The sequence below is a fragment of the Alphaproteobacteria bacterium genome (assembly GCA_040905865.1).
Taxonomy (GTDB): Bacteria; Pseudomonadota; Alphaproteobacteria; order UBA8366.
Genome location: JBBDQU010000036.1, coordinates 59,388 through 79,147, shown reverse-complemented (window position 1 = coordinate 79,147; position 19,760 = coordinate 59,388). Strand labels below are relative to the sequence as shown.

Genomic DNA, 19,760 nt, shown 5'->3' with positions numbered 1-19,760 from the left:
CCGGAACATGTGTGGAATTATCGGAATAATCGGCGAGCGGTCCGCGGCGCCGCTTCTCGTCGAAGGGCTGAAACGTCTGGAATACCGCGGTTATGATTCCGCCGGGGTCGCAACGCTGGTCGATGGCCATATCACTCGCCGGCGTGCCGAGGGGAAAATTGTCAACCTTCAGTCCGTTTTGGACAAATCGCCCTTGTCGGGCAAAATCGGGATTGGCCATACGCGTTGGGCAACCCATGGTTTGCCGACAGAACAGAATGCCCATCCGCACGCCACCAAGCGTGTGGCCCTGGTCCATAACGGGATCATCGAAAATTTTCAGACGCTGCGTAATACGCTCAAGGGGCAGGGCCGGGTTTTCGAAAGCGAAACGGACACGGAAGCGGTTGCGCATCTGCTGACCAGCCTCCTTGAAGAAGGGCTGAGCGCGGAGGAGGCTGTCGCAAAGACGTTGCCGCAACTGGAAGGCGCCTTTGCACTGGTCATGATTTTCAGTGGCAACGAGGATTTGATGATTGGCGCCCGGCGCGGCAGTCCCCTTGCGATCGGCTACGGCAACGGCGAGATGTATTTCGGGTCGGATGCACTGGCCCTGGCGCCGCTGACCCAGCAAATCTGTTATCTGGAGGAAGGCGACTGGGCCGTTGTATCCCGCAAGGGCGCGCGAGTCTTTGACGATAACAATAAACCTGTCGAACGAAAGACCGTCGAAACGGCGCTGTCCGGCGCCCTGATCGGCAAGGGAAATTACCGCCATTTCATGTTGAAGGAGATTCATGAACAGCCGGCGGTTATTGGCGATACGCTGCATGCCGTGCTCAACCCGGCGACCCGAAAAATCACCCTGCCGCCGACGAACTGCGATCTGGCTTCTGTACCTCGGATCACCATAAGCGCCTGCGGCACCGCCTATTATGCCGGCCTGGTTGCTAAATACTGGTTTGAAAAATATGCCCGGGTCCCCGTCGAAATCGATGTCGCCTCCGAATTCCGTTACCGCAATGCGCCGCTCCCGGATGGCGGGCTGTCGCTGTTTGTAAGCCAGTCTGGCGAAACGATGGATACGCTGGCGGCGCTGCGTTACTGTAAGGCGGCGGGGCAGCACATCATGTCCGTAGTCAATGTTCCGGAATCCAGCATCGCGCGTGAAAGCGATACGGTCTTGCCAACCTTCGCCGGGCCTGAAATCGGCGTCGCGTCGACAAAGGCATTCACGACTCAGCTCACGGTGCTTGCCTGTATTGCACTGGAAGCTGCCCGGATGCGCGGCGCATTGGATGGGCGACAGGTCAGTAACCTGGCAAATGCCCTGGCGGAAGTCCCGGGCCGGCTGGCGGAGGTTCTGAACAATCTGAGCGAATACGAAAGAATAGCCCATATCCTGGTGGATGCGCGGGACGTGCTGTATCTCGGTCGCGGCACCGCTTATCCGATCGCTCTGGAAGGCGCGCTGAAGCTGAAGGAAATTTCTTACATCCACGCGGAAGGCTATGCTGCCGGCGAAATGAAGCACGGCCCTATCGCGCTTATCGACGAAAATGTTCCCGTCATCTGTATTGCGCCGGGGAATGATCCGCTGTTCGACAAGACCATGGGCAATGTGCAGGAAGTCATCGCCCGCGGCGGTATCGTGATCTTCCTGTCGGACAAGGAAGGGATCGCCAAAATGGAAAGCCAGGCGAAGCCGAAGGCCTGCCTGATGCTCCCGGAAGTCGATCCCTTTGTCGCCCCTATCCTTTACGCGATTCCCGTGCAGCTACTGGCCTATTTCACGGCTGTCCTGAAGGGTACGGATGTGGATCAGCCGCGAAACCTGGCCAAGAGCGTGACCGTCGAATAGGCCTCAACGGCCGATGAAGACGGGCTCCCGCTTTTCCATGAAGGCCTGGCGCCCCTCCTGGTAATCGGCGCTGTTGAAGCAGTCTTCCGATATTTTGGCGAGCATGGCCATGTCGCGCTGGCTTTCGTCTTTCAGAACCTCCTTGATCGTTACCTTGGAGGCATTGACCGAAAGCGGGGCGTTGCGGCTGATTGTCCTGGCGACCTCCGTTACCGTCGATTCCAACTGATCAACGGGAACGACACGGTTCAACAGCCCGGCATGCAGGGCTTCCGTAGCGTTCAGGCGCCGTGCGGTGAACATGATCTCATTCGCCATTGCCGGACCAACCAGCTGCACCATTCTGCGCAAGGAATCGAAATTATAGGCGATACCCAGGCGGCCGGCGGGAACGCCAAGCTGGGCATCGTCCGACGCAAAACGCATGTCAGCGCTCATGGCCACGGCCAGCCCACCGCCAAGGCAGTAGCCATTGATCATCGCAATCAACGGTTTCTTCAGGTTCGCTAACAGCGCTTTTGCACCGTCTGACGCCTGTGCATAACGCTCGGCTGCTTCCGCGTCGTTGCGTTTTTCCTTGAACTCGGAAATATCCGCCCCGGCCACGAAGGCCTTGCCGCCGGCGCCTTTCATGACGATGACGCGGACCTTATCGTCGGCTTCGAAATCCTTCAGGATGACGTCAATGGCCTCCCACATTTCCAGCGAGGTTGCGTTGCGCCGCGCCGGGTTGTTGAAGGTCATCCAGCCGATTCCGTCGGATTTTTCGGCCAGCATCTTGTCTGTGTTCAATTTCATCACTGTATCGTCCTTCCTTCAGATCACGCCGGCTTCACGGAACGCCTTGATGGCGGAGTCGTCATATCCCGCTTCCTTCAGCACTTCCTCTGTGTGTTCGCCCAGTTCTGGCGTTGCCCGCACAATGTGGTCGGGGGCCGGTGTCCCTGTCAGGTTTACGGCTTGCCGGATTATATTGATTTCACCCAGCGTAGCATGCTGCGCCGGCTGCGCCATTTTCAGATGCTTGACCTGCGGATCGGCGAAGACCTGGTCGATGGAATAGATCGGTCCGCAGGGCACGCCGGCCTCGTTCAGCAAGTCGATCCATTCCTGGCTTTTGCGCGACTTGGTGATATTGGCAATCTTTTCATTCAGTTCGTCGCGGTTCTTCGAGCGGCCTTCGAACGACTGGTATTCCGGATTTTCCAGCAACTCGTTGGCGCCGATCGCTTTGCAGAAGCGCTTGTACAATTCCGCACCCGACGCGGCGATGTTGATGTGGCCGTCCGCTGTGGGATAGACCCCTGTGGGGATGCTGGTGGGATGGTTGTTACCGGCCTGCGGTGCGACTTCATGGCCCATGGTCCAGCGAGAGGCCTGGAAGTCGAGCATCTGGATGATCGATTCCAGTAGCGACGTATGGACCCATTGGCCCTCGCCGGTCACTTCCCGGTTCAGGAGCGCGATCAGGATACCCTGGGCCAGGAACATGCCGGACGTCAGGTCGCAGATCGGAATGCCGACCCGCACCGGACCCTGTCCGGGAATGCCGGTGATCGACATCAGCCCGCCCATACCCTGCGCGATCTGGTCGACGCCCGGTCGTTTGCCATAGGGGCCATCCTGTCCGAAACCGGCGATGCTGCCGTAAATGATGCGCGGATTGACCTTCTTCACTTCGTCATAATCGATGCCGAGCCTGTATTTCACGGCGGACCGCATGTTTTCGACGATGACGTCGGCATTTTCGGCGAGCTTCATGAAGATCGCCTTGCCTTCGGGATCCTTCAGATTGATCGTAAGGCTGCGTTTGTTTCGGTGCAGGTTCTGAAAATCGAAGCCATGGCGCGAACCGGTCAATCCGCCCTTGTCCTTGTTGATCGCGGACGGCGCTTCGATTTTAATGACATTGGCGCCCCAATCCGCAAGCTGCCGGACGGCAGTCGGCCCCGCGCGATGCGCTGTCAGGTCCAAAACGGTGAAGCGGGATAACGGCAGGTGATTCTGGGTCACGGGATGGCGCTCCTGAGTATCAGAGAAAATTAACCCCCCTATTATTATCTTTCCACGAGCAACGACAACCTTTCCGTATAATCTTGGGCAGGGGGTGGCCGTCACGCTACCGTTTGCCGCCGGGTCGGGTTAGTCTGTCCTGAGAATATTTTCAGCTAATTGCGGAGGGGGAGACAGACATGGTGCAACGCTATCCTCTGATGGTTCCGGGAGCAACCTCGGATCGCGACGTGACCGTGTGGGCGCCCTGGGACGGGGCGGAGATAGCAACCGTTGCGGTTTCCGATCTGGCGACGGTGGAAACCGCACTGGAGACAGCCGCCCGCCTGTTCCGGGACCGCGATGGCTGGCTGCCTGTCGACAAGCGCATCGACATTCTGGAAAAAACCGCCGAGATCATGAGGGGACGCTTCGAGTATCTTGCCGTCGAAGCGGCGCGGGAAGGTGGCAAGCCGCTGCCAGACAGCCGCGTCGAAGTCGCCCGCGCAATTGACGGTGTGAAACTCTGCATCGAATCGTTACGAACCCAGCATGGCATCGAAATACCGATGGGCCTGAACGCCGCGTCGATGAACCGCCTGGCGATGACGACCCATGAGCCCATCGGCGTCGTCGTCGCCGTCAGCGCCTTCAATCATCCGCTGAACCTGATTGTCCACCAGGTGGCGCCAGCGGTAGCCGTTGGCTGTCCCTGTATCGTGAAACCGGCCGAAGTGACGCCGTTATCCTGCATCCGGTTTGTTGAAATTTTGCGGGAGGCGGGGCTTCCAGAGGAATGGTGTCAGGTTACTGTTACGGGAGGCCGCGAGGTATCCCAGAAACTGGTCACCGATCCGCGCGTCGGGTTTTTCAGTTTTATCGGGTCGGCAAAAGTCGGCTGGATGTTGCGCGCCAATCTGGCGCCGGGCACGCGCTGCGCCCTGGAACACGGCGGCGCCGCGCCGGTAATCGTTGCCGAGGATGCCGATCTGGCGCGTGTGATTCCCCTTCTGGCCAAGGGCGGATTCTATCATGCCGGGCAGGTCTGCGTTTCGGTGCAGCGTGTGTTCGCGCATGAGTCCATTGCCCGGACTGTCGCGGAGGGTATCGCGGCCGAAGGCGCCAGGATGCCTGTCGGCGACCCCACACTGGCAACGACAGAGATCGGCCCGCTTATCAGGACCAAGGAAAACGATCGGATCAATGAATGGGTGCAGGAGGCGGTTGCCGCTGGCGCCGAGATCATCCTGGGCGGCAACAAGATTTCGGCAAGCTGCCATGAGGCGACGGTTCTGTATGACCCGCCTGCTGATGCGCTGGTGAGTACGCAGGAAATATTCGGGCCGGTCGTCTGCGTTTATCCCTATTCGGATATCGACGATGCCATCGCGCGGGCGAATTCCCTGCCTTTTGCCTTTCAGTCGGCGGTCTGTACGCAAAATCTGGATATGGCGATGCGTTGTTTCCGGCGGCTCGAGGCCAGCGCAGTCATGGTCAACGATCACACGGCATTCCGGGTCGACTGGATGCCGTTCGCAGGACTGAAGCAATCCGGCTATAACGTTGGCGGGATCCACCACACGATGCACGACATGCAGTTCGAGAAGATGCTCGTGATCCGTTCTCCCGAACTTTAAGGCCGCTTAGTCTTCTATGTTCCGGTCCTGCTCGGGCAGGGGATAGGCAATGGCGAGCCCCTCCAGGTCCTCTGCCTGTAGCAGGTCGAGTATGCGTGGGACATCGTGTTCCTGCGCACCCATGATAAAGGATCCGCCCGGGGAAATACGCATTGTCGGCCCGATATGGCATTTTCCCATGCAGTGCAGGCGGTTGAATTCATATGGCAGCCCGCGTTTCGCAATGCCTGCCTCCAGGGCATCGGCCAGTTCCCGGCTACCGCGTGCGCCGCAGGATGGCAGAATGTTGCCTGCGCGAAAATTGACGCAGATATTTATTCTGCGCTGCCCCGCTCCGTTGCTGTCTTTCATGCCTGATCCTGTCCGTTACACCACCTAAACGTGATAACGACGTTCGCAAAATGCGCAATGCCGCCGTCAATCGGATCTATGATACGCCAACACGACAATCCGCACCTTTTTCCCGTGGCGAATCACACCACATAATAAGCTATGCATTCACCAACGCCGGAGCCGGAACATGGATCTTCAGGACAAAAGTCTGTTTCACGAAAAATGCTATATTGACGGGCAGTGGATTGACGCCGATGGCGGGGAGTCCATCCCGGTGAATAACCCGGCAACGGGCGAAATCCTGGGTACCGTACCGAAGATGGGCGCCGCTGAAACCGCCCGCGCGATCGATGCCGCCAATGCGGCTATGCCGGCATGGCGCGCCAAAACGGCCAAGGAAAGGGCCGTCATCCTGCGCAAATGGTACAACCTGATGCTGGAAAACCAGGAGGACCTGGCTGTCCTGATGACGCTGGAGCAGGGGAAACCTCTTGCGGAAGCGCGCGGCGAAGTTCTGTATTCGGCTTCCTTTATCGAATGGTTCGCCGAGGAAGGGAAACGTATTTACGGCGATATAATTCCGACGCCGAACGCCAACTGGCGCATTGTCGTTTCCAAGGAGCCCATCGGCGTTTGCGCCGCCATCACGCCATGGAATTTTCCGTCAGCCATGATTGCGCGCAAGGTGGGACCCGCACTGGCCGCCGGTTGCACGATGGTTTGTAAACCCGCCACCGCAACCCCGTATTCCGCATTGGCCATGGCCGACCTTGCGGCGCGCGCTGGCGTGCCGGCGGGCGTGTTCAGCGTGCTCACCGGGTCGTCGTCGGCCATCGGCGGCGAAATGACCTCCAATCCGATTGTTCGCAAACTGACATTCACCGGATCGACCGAAATCGGCAAGCTGCTGGCGGAACAATGCGCCGGGACCATGAAGAAGCTCAGCATGGAACTGGGCGGCAATGCCCCCTTCATTGTCTTCGATGACGCCGATCTGGATGCCGCCGTTGAAGGCGCCATTGCCTCTAAATACCGGAATGCCGGGCAGACCTGCGTTTGCGCCAATCGGATGCTGGTGCAGGACAGCGTCTATGAGGAATTTGCCGAAAAGCTGTCGCAGGCTGTGAGCGGTTTAAAGGTCGGCAATGGCATGGACTCCGGTATCAACCAAGGGCCGATGATTGACATGGCGGCGGTCGAAAAGGTGGAAGCGCATATCGCCGATGCGGTCGGAAAAGGTGCCCGCGTCGTCATCGGTGGCAAGCGGCATGCGATGGGAGGTACGTTTTTCGAGCCGACGGTCCTGTCGGAAGTCACCACCGATATGGCGGTGACACGCGAGGAAACCTTCGGACCCGTCGCACCCCTGTTCCGCTTTAAAACCGAGGAAGAGGCGATCCGGATGGCGAATGATACGGAATTCGGCCTCGCGTCCTATTTCTATAGTCGGGATATCGGCCGCGTATGGCGCGTATCCGAGGGGCTGGAATACGGAATCGTCGGCGCGAATACCGGCATTATCTCTACAGAAGTCGCGCCGTTCGGTGGTGTGAAGGAATCGGGGCTGGGCCGGGAAGGTTCGAAATACGGTATCGAGGATTTCCTGGAAATTAAATATGTCTGTATGGGAGATGTGGCGCGGTAGCGGTCGAACCCGTAGCGGCGGGTCTTCTGGCCCGCCGCATTTGCCGCCTGCCGTCCCTGCGTCCGGTTCTGTACCGTCCATTCCCTTTTCCTTTCCCGGACCTTATATCTGGAGACGCAGAATCAAAGCAGCTAAGGGTGGCAAGCCATGTCCGAGTATGACTACGATCTTTTCACGATAGGCGCGGGATCGGGGGGCGTTCGGGCGAGCCGGATATCGGCGAGTTACGGCGCCCGCGTCGCCATTGCCGAGGAGCGCTACCTGGGCGGCACCTGTGTCAATGTGGGTTGCGTGCCGAAAAAGCTGCTGGTCTATGCCTCGCATTTTTCCGAGGATTTCGAGGACGCCGCGGGGTTCGGCTGGACCGTTGGCGCGCGCAGTTTTAACTGGTCGAAACTGATCGAGAACAAGAATCGGGAAATCGAGCGTCTGAACGGAATCTATGAGCGCCTGTTGAGCAATGCCGGCGTCGAGATTTTCAGGGGCACCGCGACCGTTGTCGATCCGCATACGGTTTCGATCAACGGCAAGACGGTTTCCGCAAAATATATTCTGGTTGCGACCGGCGGTTGGCCGGTTGTGCCCGATATCCCGGGCAAGGAACACGCGATCACGTCGAATGAGGCATTTTTTCTGGAATCGCTTCCCGAACGGGTTCTCATCGCAGGAGGCGGTTATATTGCGGTAGAATTCGCAGGCATTTTCAACGGCCTCGGTTGCAATGTGACCCAGTTGTATCGCGGGCCACATTTCCTGCGCGGATTTGACGACGATGTCCGCAGCTTTCTGGCCGATGAAATGCGCAAGAAGGGCGTCGACCTGCGCTTCAATGCCAATATCGCCCGGATCGTCAAGAAGGGGGATGTCTATCTGGCGGCACTGGAGGATGGCACGGAAATCGAAACGGATCTGATCATGTACGCCACGGGTCGGGTGGTGAAATCCCGCGGGATCGGGCTCGAGGAGGCCGGAGTCGAACTGGCGCCGAATGGAGCCGTCAAGGTCGATGACTATTTCAAGACCTCGGTCGATTCGATTTACGCTCTGGGCGATGTCATCGACCGTGTCGCGCTGACGCCGGTCGCCATTGCGGAAGGCATGGTGCTGGCGGGGAATCTGTTCAAGAACCAGTCGCGCATGGCGGATTACGAGGACATTCCGACGGCCGTGTTCAGCCAGCCCAATATCGGCACCGTCGGATTGACCGAGGCACAGGCGCGCGAAAAATACAGCGCCGTGGATATTTACGTGTCCTCGTTCCGGCCCATGAAGCACACGCTGTCAGGTTCAGAGGAAAAGACATTCATGAAACTGGTCGTCGATCGCGCCAGTGACAGGGTCGTCGGGTTTCATATGGTCGGACCGGATGCCGGCGAAACGACCCAGGGGGTCGGTATTGCGCTGAAATGCGGCGCCACCAAGGCGCAATTCGATGCGACGATCGGCATTCATCCCACGGCGGCGGAAGAATTTGTGACCATGCGGGAAAAGGTGCCCGATGACGCCGACAGGCAGGCCGCCGATTAATTCGCCGTCGTCAGGCGTATCGTATTTGTACTTCGCGGTACGTTGTGGCACGTTTCCATTGTCATATTCGAAAAAGGAGACGTGTCGAAATGCCTCATGTCCGCTATATCGACAAGACGCGTGAATATTATAAAGCACAGGGCTACGAGAAGCCTTACCGCTGGGCGCATTTTGAGGATGTGCCGTTTACGCCCCTGAAGAAGCCGCTTTCGGAGTCGCGCCTGGCGCTTGTTTCGACCAGCGAAATCGCTTTGCGGACATGGGAAGATCAGCGGACGCCGCTTGAAAAAGGCGAAACCGGCAATGTCTACCCGATTCCGTCGGACACGCCGGAAGAGGATATCTATAGCCAGTCCAAGAGCTTCGACCGCTTCGCTACCACACTGGAAGACGTGAATGCGTTCTTTCCCCTGACGCGGTTGAAGGAATTGCAGGCGGCAGGCCGGATCGGTTCCCTGGCTCGGACGATGCACGGTGTTTACAACGCCTATAGTCAGCGCAAGACGAGGGAAATCGACGCGCCGGACGTTCTGGCGAAACTGCAGGCGGAAGCGGTTGACGTTGTTGTCCTGACACCCGTCTGACCCGTGTGCCACCAGACCGTGAGTCTGGTTGCCCGTCATCTCGAAGCTAATGGTATTCCGACGGTCATCATTGGGAACGCCCGGGACATTGTCGAACATTGCGGCGTGCCGCGTCTCCTGTTTACGGACTTTCCGCTTGGCAGCCCCTGCGGACAACCGCATGAACCGGAATTGCAGCGCAGCATTGTGAATATGGCGCTGGACCTGCTGGAACAGGCGACAGGCCCCCGCGCGACAGTACAGGCGCCCTTCACCTGGTGGCGCGGCGAGGATTGGAAGAGAACTATTTTCACCCAGGAACAGCCCTGGAAAGACGAGGAATCGGAAAAGGAATGGCTGGCAAAGAAGGAACTTTACCGCCAGCTCAAGGCAGAAGGGAAAGTCTGAAAGTGGCGGAAATAATCGTCTATTCCACGCCGATGTGTCAGCCGTGTGAGCAGTTGAAACGCTATCTGACGGATCTGGGCGTGGATTTCACGGCCAAGGACCTGATGATGGACGAAGACGCGGCGGAATTCATCGATGACAAGAATATCCGCACATCGCCGATCCTGCAGGTCGGCGACACGTTGCTGCATGGCGCGGATCTGGAACCGGCCAATATCGATAAACTACTGGGGCTTTAAGCAACGAGAAAGTGGAGCAGCGCCCTGACGTCCGGAAGATGCTCGATCCGCTCCACGGATTCGATCAGCTTTTCCGTATTTTCTGCCGGGTAACGGAACCGCCGCGTTACGCCAGATCCATCGTCAGTTGACGCCCACGACATCGCCGAGCGTCGGGCCGATTTCCCGGTGCAGGACCAGGTCGGCGGCGGCGTCCAGTTCCGTCGGGTCGCGGTTGATGATGACCAGCCGCGCGCCATTGCGTTTCGCCATGACGGGGAAGCCCGCCGCCGGATAGACAACGAGTGACGATCCAACGGAAATAAGGAGATCGCAGGCCTCGACCGCGCGCTGTGCATCGCGCATCGGTTTTTCGGGCATGGACTGTCCAAAGGAAATCGTCGCCGGTTTTACATAGGGGCTGGCGCAGGTCTTGCAGAGCGGCAGCGTCTCATCGGCTTCGAATCGCGGCATGATTTCATCGAGTTCATGCCGTTCCCCGCATTCCAGGCAGGTGGCATAGGTTGAATTGCCGTGCAATTCGATGATTTTCTCTGGCTCGACCCCGGAGCGCTGATGCAAACCGTCAATATTCTGGGTGATGATCGTCGATACCTTGCCGTTGCGAACGAGTTTTTCGACCGCACGATGCCCCCGGTTGGGCTCGGCGCTGCGGATTCCGGGATCGGTATTGAGCTTCCGTCGCCAGGTTTCCCGTCGCATCGCCTCGAACGACATGAAATCCTGAAATTCGATTGGCTGGTTTTTGGTCCAGATCCCGCCGGGACTGCGAAAATCCGGGATGCCGGATTCCGTGCTGATTCCGGCGCCGGTAAAGACGACGGCGCGCCTGCTTTCGTCCAAAAGGGACTGGAACTGCTCCAGTTCGACGTCCAATTGTATCATTGTTCAAACACCATCAAATGACACGCTCGATCGCAATTGTAGGGCAAAGCACATGCCCGCGCACCGGATTTGGACGAAAAAGCGGTGGAAAACCTGTGCCGGGAACGGTATAGCACATCTGATTCGAACCGGATTAAACGATAGGGATTAATATAATGGGCGCGAAATGGAGCGTCGATAGCTGGAGAGAAAAGCCTGTCTTGCAGGTTCCGGACTATCCTGACAAAGCGAAGCTGCACAATGCGGAAGCGACGCTGCGCCGGTTTCCGCCGCTTGTATTTGCCGGCGAAGCGCGCAGCCTGAAAAGCCGCCTGGCCAATGTCGCCAATGGTCGCGCCTTCCTGCTGCAAGGCGGCGATTGCGCCGAAAGTTTCGCCGAATTCAGCGCCAACAACATTCGCGACACCTTCAAGGTGCTTTTGCAGATGGCGACGGTGCTGACATTCGCGGGGTCATGCCCGATCGTCAAAGTCGGCCGCATGGCGGGACAGTTCGCCAAGCCGCGATCCGCGCCGAGCGAAATCATCGATGGCGTCGAACTGCCGAGTTACCGGGGCGACATCATCAACGGCATCGAGTTTGAGACAGAAAAGCGCGTCCCCGATCCGGATCGGCTGTTACAGGCGTATAATCAGGCTGCAGCAACACTGAACCTCCTGCGCGCCTTCGCACAGGGCGGATTCGCTGACCTGCACCAGGTCAACCGGTGGAATCTCGATTTTGTCGCCGACAGCCCGCAAGGCGCGCAATATACCGAACTGGCCGGCCGTATTAACGAAACCTTGTCCTTTATGGAGGCCTGCGGCCTCACAGGCGATGTCGTGCCGCAGATGCGCGAAACCGAATTCTATACCAGCCACGAAGCGCTGTTGCTGTGGTACGAGGAAGCCCTGACGCGGCAGGACAGTCTGACGGACGAATGGTACGACTGTTCGGCGCATATGCTCTGGATCGGCGACCGGACGCGCCAGCCGGACGGCGCCCATGTCGAGTTTTTGCGGGGCGTCAGGAATCCGATCGGCGTCAAATGCGGCCCGACATCCAATCCGGATGAACTGCTGCAATTGCTCGATACCCTGAACCCGGACAACGAAGCCGGCCGGATGACCCTGGTGGTCCGGATGGGACATGACAAGGTTCACGAACACCTGCCGGGCCTGATCCGCGCGGTCGAACGTGAGGGCCGCACCGTTGTATGGTCCAGCGATCCCATGCACGGCAACACGATAAAGGCGGATAGTGGCTACAAGACCCGGCCCTTTGACCGGATCCTGACCGAAGTGCGCCGCTTCTTCGAAGTGCATGAGGCCGAGGGAACCTATGCCGGCGGCGTCCATATCGAAATGACCGGACAGGACGTCACCGAATGCATGGGCGGCGCCCAGGCGATCAGCGATGCCGCGCTGTCGGAGCGGTACCATACCCATTGCGATCCGCGCCTGAATGCCAGCCAGTCGCTGGAACTGTCCTTCCTGATCGCGGAATTCCTGAAGAAACAGCGTAGCGGCAATTCAGGGGCCCTGGCGGCTGCATCCTGAAGACGGCGCGAACGCACGCTGCCGGAGGACGCAAGAAGCGAAGCTGACGGTCATGGGCTGGCAAGCTTCCGCCAGCCGCCGCTGTCATATGCGGCCTTATTCCGCAGGCCGCTTAACTTCCCGGTACAATGCCCTTGTCGAGCCCGATCACATGGTTGGCAATGCGGCCGGGCGTTGTGAACCAGACCTTGTCGGCGTTCGGATGATTGACGACATGTTCCAGCATCCGCCGCAGATGCGGCAGGCGGTAGGGCTGGCCAATAACGAATGTATGAGTTGAAAATCCACATACAAGCGGATGTTTTTCTGAATCTTTTATCATTTGATCGAATTGATCGATCGCCATGTCGGCAAATTCCATCGCGGTGTGCCGCCGGACCAGCATGGCCGGGGAATCGTTGATTTCCACCGGATAGGGAACGGAAAGGATTGGACCGGATCGGGTGCGCATCCAGATGGGTTGATCGTCGCACGGCCAGTCCATGACATGCGTATAGCCGGCTTCCTTCAGGAGGTCCGGCGTGACGGTGCTTTCCGAAATCCAGGGTCCCATCCAGCCCCGCGGCGGTGCATCGGGAAAGCGGCTGCGCAGGCCTTCGGTGGCTTCCCGGATCAGGGCCGCTTCCTCCTCTTCACCCAATTGACCCTGCGCCTCGGAATTGGTGCGGCCATGGCCAACGAGTTCGTCGCCGCGCGCGGCGATCCTTTCGGCAATCTGCGGCGCGTGTTTGATGACCTCGCTGTTCAGGAGGTGGCAGGCCGGCAGGCCCAATTCTTCCAGCAGGTCGAATATCCGCCAGATACCAACGCGCAACCCGTAATCGCGCCATGCGTAATTGCGCTGGTCCGGCTGTGGAAGATCCGCCGTCGGCGTGTGGCCACGGCCTTCACCAAAGGCAAAATGCTCAACGTTCACTGCGATATAGAAGGCAAGGCGCTTTCCGCCGGGCCAGTTATAATCAGTGCGTTCGATAATCGGCGAATAATCGTATCGGCCATGTTTTGGCAAATCCATGGTTGCTATATCCTTCCTGCCTGTTGAAGGTCGGCGTGATCCGCTGCCAGTCCCGCGAACAGCGCCGACAGATTTGCAATCTCTTCTTCGCCATACCGCTCTATCAGACCTTCTCTGTCCCGGTGGGACAGCGAGCGGTCGCGCAGATCGCCGTATAACGAATTCATCAGGGTATGGAAGGCGCCATCGCCAAAATACCACGCCTTTTCGATCTCGTTACCCGTGGCGGGCATATGTGCGGAAATCAGGTCGATCATCCAGTTCCGGCGCTTTGCCATGTCGGAGAAATGATGGGCGACGCCGATCAGAACATCCTCCACGACGGTCAGGCAAATCGGGTCCGAGTAAACGTCCTCCCAGGAAAATGCTTCGCCGTGCACGGCGCGCATGGTTTCAACCAGGGAATCCACACGGTCGCTATGCCGGTTGTAGATTTCCTGTCCCATCATTTGCTGCAATGCATTGATGAATCCGGGAACGATCCGGCGGGAGAGGTGACGGCCGGAGACCGGCGGCTCCTTGGATCGCGGCAGCAGATCCGCGAAGCATTTCACCATGATCCGCTCGAAATGCGACCGCCGGGCCTTGGCCCAGTGCGCTGACTCGGCAATCGCCTGGCAGGCGAGCCAGGCATCCGTGTAAATCTGTTGCATCTCGGAGGCGTCCGCGTTCCGGAAGGCTTCCAGGTGCTTTTGAATTGTGGCGACAGAGACCTTTCCATCCGTTTCATTCGCGCGATCCTTCAGCATTTCCGCGAAACTTTCGAGAACACGTTGCACGGCATCTCGAATATGGGCTGGTCCCGATTCCATGGTTTGTCCCGATTTGTTCAGCTATCCCGCCGATAGCCGGTGACCGGACGACGTGAAGGCTTGATTTTTTGTCGGCGGAAGGATAGTCCGCTTACTTCTGGTTGACCAGTCCGCCCAACAGGAAGCGCTTGTGAATGACCGATAAACTGTCCATCGCGTTAGCCCAGATTGACCCAACTGTCGGCGATATCCGGCGTAATGCGGAGCGTATCCTTGCGGCGCGGAACCTGGCAAAAGAAGCCGATCTGGTCATTTTTTCCGAACTGGTGCTGTGCGGTTATCCGCCGGAAGACCTCGTGCTAAAACCTTTTTTTCAGGACAAGGTCGAAGTCGAAATCAACCGGCTGGCCGAAGCGACAAATGACGGCGGTCCGGCAATGCTGGTAGGCGCGCCCTGGCGGTCAGAGGGCAGCCTCTATAATGCGGTTCTTCTGCTGGATGCCGGAAAAATTACCGGGGTCCGCTTTAAGTACGACCTTCCGAATTATGGCGTCTTTGACGAGAAACGGGTTTTCAAGTCAGGGCCGATGCCGGGACCGATTAATTTTCGCGATGTCCGTATCGGCGTGCCGATTTGCGAGGATATCTGGTCGTCGGAAGTGACGGAATGTCTCGTCGAAAGCGGGGCCGAAATCCTCATTGTCGCAAATGGATCGCCATTCGAATCGGACAAGTGCGATGTTCGCCTGCAGCATGCCGTTCAGCGCGTCACGGAGACGAAACTGCCCCTGATTTACGTGAACCAGGTCGGCGGCCAGGACGAACTTGTGTTCGATGGTGCGTCATTCGTTCTGAACTCGGATTGCAGCCTCGCGGCACGCCTTCCGGCTTTCACGGATGCCGTAACGCTGACGTATTGGCGCCGGGACGGCGGCAGGGGATGGGTTTGCGACGTGGCGGCACGGGAGCCGCATCCGGAAGGTCACGCGGCAATTTACCAGGCGATGGTGCTGGGGCTTGCCGACTACGTCAACAAGAACGGATTTCCGGGCATTATTCTCGGTTTGTCCGGCGGCATCGATTCCGCGTTGTCCGCCGTGGTTGCCGTCGATGCCCTGGGGCCGGACCGGGTACACTGCGTAATGATGCCGTCCCCGTATACGAGCCGGGAGAGCCTTGAGGATGCGAGCGAAGTAGCGCGGTTGCTCGGCGTGAAACTGGACGAGGTGAATATCGAACCGGCCATGGCGGCATTCTCTGAAATGCTGAAACCGATATTCGGCGACAGCCCGCCCGATATCACCGAAGAAAACGTCCAGGCCCGCAGCCGTGGCCTGACCCTGATGGCGATATCCAACAAACTCGGTTACATGGTGCTGACGACAGGCAACAAGTCCGAAATGTCCGTTGGCTACGCCACGCTCTACGGCGATATGTGCGGCGGCTTTTCCGTTCTCAAGGATGTCTACAAGATGGATGTCTTTGCGTTGTCGCACTGGCGCAACCAGAACGTCCCGGAACGCGCGCTGGGTCCATCGGGCCGGGCAATGCCGGAACGGGTTATAACAAAGCCGCCCTCGGCGGAATTGCGCCCCGATCAGACGGATCAGGACTCGCTTCCACCTTATGAGGTCCTCGATGATATCCTGGCCTGCCTGATCGAAAAGGAACTCAGTGTCGACGATATCTGCAAGCATGGGCACGATCCGCAGACGGTGCAGCGGGTGTGGCGCATGCTGGACCGGGCGGAATACAAGCGCCGCCAGGCCCCGCCCGGCGTAAAGCTGACCAGCCGGGCGTTCGGTCGCGACCGCCGTTATCCGATTACCAACGCGTTCACTACAATCCTTTGAGCGCCGCGCCATGGCCACGGGACTGCTGGAACAGGCAAGGGCGCATCTTCAGGCAGGCAGGCTCAATGACGCGATAAGGGCGGCGCGCGCCGCGCTGGCCGAATCGCCGGACGATTCGGAAGCAATGCTGCTTACGGCGCGAATCCTTCGCCGCACCGGCCGATACGATATCGCCGCGCCGATGTACGACGCGATACTGGCGCATTTTCCGGATTCAGCCGAAGGCCATGCCGGTCTGGGGGCGTGTTACGGCGCCGTCCGTCGTTACACGGATGCCATTCCGGCGCTGGAGCAGGCCGTGGCATTGGACCCCGATTATTTTGAAGCCTGGTGCTTTCTCGGCGAGGCGCTGATCGAGCAGGGAAAAACGACCGCGGCAATAGACTGTTTCGAAAAATCGCTGGCCATCGCGCCCTATAACCACGTCGCCATTTCCAAGTATCTCTTTCATATCGCATTTGACCCCCGATTTGACGCAAAGCGGATTTTTGACCTGAACCGTGACTGGGGCCGGCACGTGGAGTCGGTCGACAGGGTTCTGGACGTTACCCGGCCCGTCCGGACGGGAGCGCGAATCAGGCTCGGCTATCTTTCGGACGAATTTCGCCAGGGCGTCACCTCGCGCTTCATGGAATCGGTCCTCGCCCATCACGATCGCGATGCGTTTGAAATTTTCTGTTATGCCCGCAACGCCGAAAGCGATGACGCAACCGAATTGCTGTCAGGCCATGGCGATACATGGCGAAACCTCTCGGGGCTGAGTGACGCGGAAGCGGCAGGCGCGATCCGGCGCGACGCCATCGATATTCTGGTGCTCTGCACCTCCTATCGCGCGGAAAGCCGGGTTGTCATGGCGTACCGTCCCGCGCCGGTGCAGGTCTGTTACAACAACATGGTCTCGACAACGGGGCTTGCCGCGGTCGACTACAAGGTTACCGAAGCGCTGACCGACGATCCTGCCTGGTATGTTGAAAAGCTGGTGCAACTGAGCCGCGCCAATGTGTATAAGCCGCCGGCGCCGATAGCGCCGTCGGTCACCCCCCCATGTTTTGCGGCGGGGCGGATTACCTTTTGCAGCTTTAATAACCCGGGCAAGGTGACGCCGGAAACAGTCGCGGTATGGTCAAAAATTATTAATGCTGTCCCCGAATCCCGGCTGGTGATGAAAAGTTCGTACCGTTTCGCGGATTCCGGGACGCGCCAGTATTTCGAAAGTCTTTTTGCCAGGCACGGAATCGGGGGCGAGCGTCTCGTGCTGATGCAGGGGGACAGCGACCTGGCCGGTCATCTCGAGCGCTACCGGATGGTCGACATCGCGCTGGACCCGTTTCCCTGCAATGGCGGCACGACCAGCTGCGAGGCATTGTGGATGGGCGTGCCGGTGATTTCCATGTCGGGCGAAACCTTCATGAACCGCCAGGGGCTGGCGTATCTCAGCAGGCTGGGGCTCGGCGATCTTGTGGCGCAATCGGCGGAGGAATACGTCGCGATAGCGAGCGGGTTGGCGCTCGATACGGAGCGGCTGGCGTATCTGCGCGCAACATTGCGAAGCCTGTCGGAAGAACGTCTTCTGGACGGCATCGGACATACGCGTGAACTGGAATGCGCCTATCGGGAAATGTGGCGGCGCCATGTGGCCGGCGAAGCGCCGGCAGGGTTTGCCGTATCCGGGCAGTCCGTCACAGTTGCAGGAGAATGACACCGACGGCGACGATACATGCGGCTATGATGCGATGCGGCCCCATGCGTTCCTTGAGGAATACGACACCGATCAGTGCACCGATAACGATACTGGTTTCACGAAGCGCCGCAACGGGCGCCGTCGGCCCGAGGGTCAGCGCCCATATGACAAGCCAGTACGCGCCGGTTGAAAGCGCACCGCCAATGGCGCCCGACCGCAGGCAGGTCCGCATGGCGCCCAGGGCTCCCGGGCCCCGCCGGTAGAGAACAATCAGCGGGAAATACAATCCCTCGATCGCGAACAGCCAGGCAGTGTAGCCATGCGGCGTCATGGCGAGGCGCGCGCCCACCGCATCGACCATCGTATAGGAGGCAATAAACCCCGCCGTTGCAAAAGCGTAGAATATTGACACCGCCTCGAGCGACGACGCCGTTCGTGAACCCAGCGCCAATCCGCCAATGCCTGCCGCGATGATCAGGATCGCAACGGCATTCCCGGGACCGATATTTTCGCCGAGAAACAGGCTGGCGATGATCAGAACGATGACCGGGGCCGTTCCGCGGGCGATGGGGTAGGCCTGGCTGAGGTCGCCATACCGGTAAGCCCGGATCAGAAAAATCTTGTACCCGGTATGCAGCAGGGCGGAGGCGGCGATGAACGGCCATGCCTCCCGCAGCGGCACCGGAAATATCATTATGCCGGCAATGCCGATTACGGCGCTGGCGGCGCTGATAACGGCAATAAGGATCAGCCCGTCTCCTGTGCCTTTCAGTAACGCATTCCAGGAGGCGTGCATCACGGCGGAGGTCAGGACAAGGGCTGTTGCGAACGGTTCCATTTTGGATACGATAATTCTTCGGTTATTTATTGTCGGTCGGAATGTCTTATGGACAACTTCGACGTCGTGCAAACGAGTATTCGGAATCGTCAGGTTAGAAAAACTCACAGACAAATGCGACAGCTACCGCCATTGAACGCATTGCGCAGTTTCGAGGCCGCCGCGCGACACAGCAGTTTCTCGCGTGCCGCCGGGGAGTTATTTGTCACGCATGGCGCCATCAGCCGCCAGGTGAGGGCGTTGGAGGAGTATCTGGGGACGGCGCTGTTTCGGCGCGCGCATCGCCGCGTGGTCCTGACCGAAGCCGGTGAAGCGCTGCTTACCTCCGTATCCGCGGCGCTCGACCTGATAGCAGCGGGAACGGCCCAAGTAAAAGCCGCATCGCGAAGCCGTACGGTCATCGTTTCCTGCCTTGCAACCTTTACCATGCGTTGGCTGATCCCGAGACTGTACCGGTTTCAAAACCTGCACAGCGATGTCGAGGTCCGGCTGTCGGCATCCGATCAACCGTTCGATTTCGGGGCGGACGGGATCGACGTGGCCATCCGCGTCGGCAGGCCTCCATGGTCGCCCGGCACAAAGACAACGCCATTGCTGGCGGAGCAGGTTGGTCCCGTATGCAGCCCCGTATTGTGGTCGCCAAACGGCGCGGATGATCGCCCCGACCTGTCGCAATTCGAGCGGCTGCACACCCATACGCGTCCATTGGCCTGGCCGCACTGGCTTGAGTCTCAGGGTATTCCGGAAGTCGATCCGCTCGCCGGACAGTATTTCGAGCATTATTACTTTCTGATCGAATCCGCCGTTTCCGGGCTGGGATTTGCGGTTTGCCCGCGGGTGCTCGTCGCCGGCGACCTCGCGAACGGTCGCCTCATCGCACCCTTTGGGTTTGCACCGGACGGCCAGTCCTATTACATCAGCCAACCTGCAACACATGTTTCTGACGCGCATACAGATAAATTTGTCGACTGGGTGCTGGCGGAAGCGCGCGGCGAAACCGGCAAGGAGTAGCGA

18 protein-coding genes are annotated in these 19,760 nt (G+C 58.9%); 11 read left to right on the top strand and 7 right to left on the bottom strand.

Translation table 11 applies throughout. From position 1 onward, the window contains the following. Positions 1 to 7: 7 nt before the first annotated feature. Complete coding sequence (glmS, locus tag WD767_07250; protein MEX2615875.1) at positions 8 to 1,840, top strand: glutamine--fructose-6-phosphate transaminase (isomerizing); 1,833 nt, start codon at positions 8 to 10, stop codon at positions 1,838 to 1,840. 3 nt (positions 1,841 to 1,843) lie between these two features. On the opposite strand, the gene WD767_07245 is transcribed toward glmS, so the two are convergent. Continuing rightward, positions 1,844 to 2,638: an enoyl-CoA hydratase gene (locus tag WD767_07245; GenBank protein ID MEX2615874.1), complete on the bottom strand. Its 795-nt coding sequence runs from the start codon at positions 2,636 to 2,638 to the stop codon at positions 1,844 to 1,846. Between the two features lie 18 nt (positions 2,639 to 2,656). Further along, complete coding sequence (locus WD767_07240; protein ID MEX2615873.1) at positions 2,657 to 3,853, bottom strand: CoA transferase; 1,197 nt, start codon at positions 3,851 to 3,853, stop codon at positions 2,657 to 2,659. A 179-nt stretch (positions 3,854 to 4,032) separates the two neighbouring features. On the opposite strand from WD767_07240, the gene WD767_07235 reads away from it, so the two are divergent. Further along, positions 4,033 to 5,469, top strand: coding sequence for an aldehyde dehydrogenase family protein (locus WD767_07235; protein ID MEX2615872.1), 1,437 nt, complete (start codon positions 4,033 to 4,035; stop codon positions 5,467 to 5,469). Between the two features lie 6 nt (positions 5,470 to 5,475). Here WD767_07235 and WD767_07230 read toward each other — a convergent pair whose 3' ends face one another. Beyond that, the gene (locus WD767_07230; GenBank protein ID MEX2615871.1) at positions 5,476 to 5,820 is read right to left on the bottom strand and encodes a (2Fe-2S) ferredoxin domain-containing protein; all 345 of its coding nucleotides are present in this window, start codon (positions 5,818 to 5,820) and stop codon (positions 5,476 to 5,478) included. 169 nt (positions 5,821 to 5,989) lie between these two features. On the opposite strand from WD767_07230, the gene gabD reads away from it, so the two are divergent. From gabD to WD767_07205, 5 genes are all read left to right on the top strand, one after another. Further along, positions 5,990 to 7,447 carry an NADP-dependent succinate-semialdehyde dehydrogenase gene (gene gabD / locus WD767_07225; GenBank protein MEX2615870.1) on the top strand — a complete coding sequence of 486 codons (1,458 nt, stop codon included), beginning with the start codon at positions 5,990 to 5,992 and terminating at the stop codon, positions 7,445 to 7,447. Positions 7,448 to 7,594: 147 nt separating this feature from the next. After that, the gene (gor, locus tag WD767_07220) at positions 7,595 to 8,974 is read left to right on the top strand and encodes a glutathione-disulfide reductase (protein ID MEX2615869.1); all 1,380 of its coding nucleotides are present in this window, start codon (positions 7,595 to 7,597) and stop codon (positions 8,972 to 8,974) included. A gap of 89 nt (positions 8,975 to 9,063) precedes the next feature. Further along, on the top strand, positions 9,064 to 9,558 hold the full coding sequence (locus WD767_07215) for a glycine/sarcosine/betaine reductase selenoprotein B family protein (GenBank protein ID MEX2615868.1): 495 nt from the start codon (positions 9,064 to 9,066) through the stop codon (positions 9,556 to 9,558). A gap of 18 nt (positions 9,559 to 9,576) precedes the next feature. Further along, positions 9,577 to 9,945, top strand: a complete 369-nt coding sequence (locus WD767_07210; GenBank protein MEX2615867.1) for a hypothetical protein — start codon at positions 9,577 to 9,579, stop codon at positions 9,943 to 9,945. Between the two features lie 2 nt (positions 9,946 to 9,947). Then, entirely contained in the window at positions 9,948 to 10,184 is a 237-nt protein-coding gene (locus WD767_07205; protein ID MEX2615866.1) for a glutaredoxin family protein, read from the top strand. Between the two features lie 123 nt (positions 10,185 to 10,307). On the opposite strand, the gene WD767_07200 is transcribed toward WD767_07205, so the two are convergent. Beyond that, positions 10,308 to 11,069, bottom strand: coding sequence for a Sir2 family NAD-dependent protein deacetylase (locus tag WD767_07200; GenBank protein ID MEX2615865.1), 762 nt, complete (start codon positions 11,067 to 11,069; stop codon positions 10,308 to 10,310). Positions 11,070 to 11,224: 155 nt separating this feature from the next. On the opposite strand from WD767_07200, the gene WD767_07195 reads away from it, so the two are divergent. Next, entirely contained in the window at positions 11,225 to 12,607 is a 1,383-nt protein-coding gene (locus WD767_07195; GenBank protein ID MEX2615864.1) for a 3-deoxy-7-phosphoheptulonate synthase class II, read from the top strand. A gap of 112 nt (positions 12,608 to 12,719) precedes the next feature. Here WD767_07195 and WD767_07190 read toward each other — a convergent pair whose 3' ends face one another. Together WD767_07190 and WD767_07185 are read right to left on the bottom strand one after the other, a co-directional pair. Continuing rightward, positions 12,720 to 13,622, bottom strand: coding sequence for a polysaccharide deacetylase family protein (locus WD767_07190; GenBank protein ID MEX2615863.1), 903 nt, complete (start codon positions 13,620 to 13,622; stop codon positions 12,720 to 12,722). 5 nt (positions 13,623 to 13,627) lie between these two features. Further along, positions 13,628 to 14,434 carry a hypothetical protein gene (locus tag WD767_07185; protein ID MEX2615862.1) on the bottom strand — a complete coding sequence of 269 codons (807 nt, stop codon included), beginning with the start codon at positions 14,432 to 14,434 and terminating at the stop codon, positions 13,628 to 13,630. 134 nt (positions 14,435 to 14,568) lie between these two features. Here WD767_07185 and WD767_07180 point away from each other — a divergent pair, with 134 nt between their 5' ends. Then, the gene (locus WD767_07180; protein ID MEX2615861.1) at positions 14,569 to 16,227 is read left to right on the top strand and encodes an NAD+ synthase; all 1,659 of its coding nucleotides are present in this window, start codon (positions 14,569 to 14,571) and stop codon (positions 16,225 to 16,227) included. A gap of 10 nt (positions 16,228 to 16,237) precedes the next feature. After that, on the top strand, positions 16,238 to 17,926 hold the full coding sequence (locus tag WD767_07175) for a tetratricopeptide repeat protein (protein MEX2615860.1): 1,689 nt from the start codon (positions 16,238 to 16,240) through the stop codon (positions 17,924 to 17,926). On the opposite strand, the gene WD767_07170 is transcribed toward WD767_07175, so the two are convergent. After that, entirely contained in the window at positions 17,907 to 18,746 is an 840-nt protein-coding gene (locus tag WD767_07170; GenBank protein ID MEX2615859.1) for an EamA family transporter, read from the bottom strand. The genes WD767_07175 and WD767_07170 overlap by 20 nt on opposite strands. Before the next feature lie 114 nt (positions 18,747 to 18,860). Here WD767_07170 and gcvA point away from each other — a divergent pair, with 114 nt between their 5' ends. Continuing rightward, positions 18,861 to 19,757, top strand: a complete 897-nt coding sequence (gene gcvA / locus WD767_07165) for a transcriptional regulator GcvA (protein ID MEX2615858.1) — start codon at positions 18,861 to 18,863, stop codon at positions 19,755 to 19,757. Positions 19,758 to 19,760 lie beyond the last annotated feature (3 nt).

Coding starts and splice junctions, on each gene's coding strand:
- glmS (MEX2615875.1), top strand. CDS start 8: ATGTGTGGAATTATCGGAATAATCGGCGAGCGGTCCGCGGCGCCGCTT.
- WD767_07245 (MEX2615874.1), bottom strand. CDS start 2,638: ATGAAATTGAACACAGACAAGATGCTGGCCGAAAAATCCGACGGAATC.
- WD767_07235 (MEX2615872.1), top strand. CDS start 4,033: ATGGTGCAACGCTATCCTCTGATGGTTCCGGGAGCAACCTCGGATCGC.
- WD767_07230 (MEX2615871.1), bottom strand. CDS start 5,820: ATGAAAGACAGCAACGGAGCGGGGCAGCGCAGAATAAATATCTGCGTC.
- gabD (MEX2615870.1), top strand. CDS start 5,990: ATGGATCTTCAGGACAAAAGTCTGTTTCACGAAAAATGCTATATTGAC.
- gor (MEX2615869.1), top strand. CDS start 7,595: ATGTCCGAGTATGACTACGATCTTTTCACGATAGGCGCGGGATCGGGG.
- WD767_07215 (MEX2615868.1), top strand. CDS start 9,064: ATGCCTCATGTCCGCTATATCGACAAGACGCGTGAATATTATAAAGCA.
- WD767_07200 (MEX2615865.1), bottom strand. CDS start 11,069: ATGATACAATTGGACGTCGAACTGGAGCAGTTCCAGTCCCTTTTGGAC.
- WD767_07195 (MEX2615864.1), top strand. CDS start 11,225: ATGGGCGCGAAATGGAGCGTCGATAGCTGGAGAGAAAAGCCTGTCTTG.
- WD767_07190 (MEX2615863.1), bottom strand. CDS start 13,622: ATGGATTTGCCAAAACATGGCCGATACGATTATTCGCCGATTATCGAA.
- WD767_07185 (MEX2615862.1), bottom strand. CDS start 14,434: ATGGAATCGGGACCAGCCCATATTCGAGATGCCGTGCAACGTGTTCTC.
- WD767_07180 (MEX2615861.1), top strand. CDS start 14,569: ATGACCGATAAACTGTCCATCGCGTTAGCCCAGATTGACCCAACTGTC.
- WD767_07175 (MEX2615860.1), top strand. CDS start 16,238: ATGGCCACGGGACTGCTGGAACAGGCAAGGGCGCATCTTCAGGCAGGC.
- WD767_07170 (MEX2615859.1), bottom strand. CDS start 18,746: ATGGAACCGTTCGCAACAGCCCTTGTCCTGACCTCCGCCGTGATGCAC.
- gcvA (MEX2615858.1), top strand. CDS start 18,861: ATGCGACAGCTACCGCCATTGAACGCATTGCGCAGTTTCGAGGCCGCC.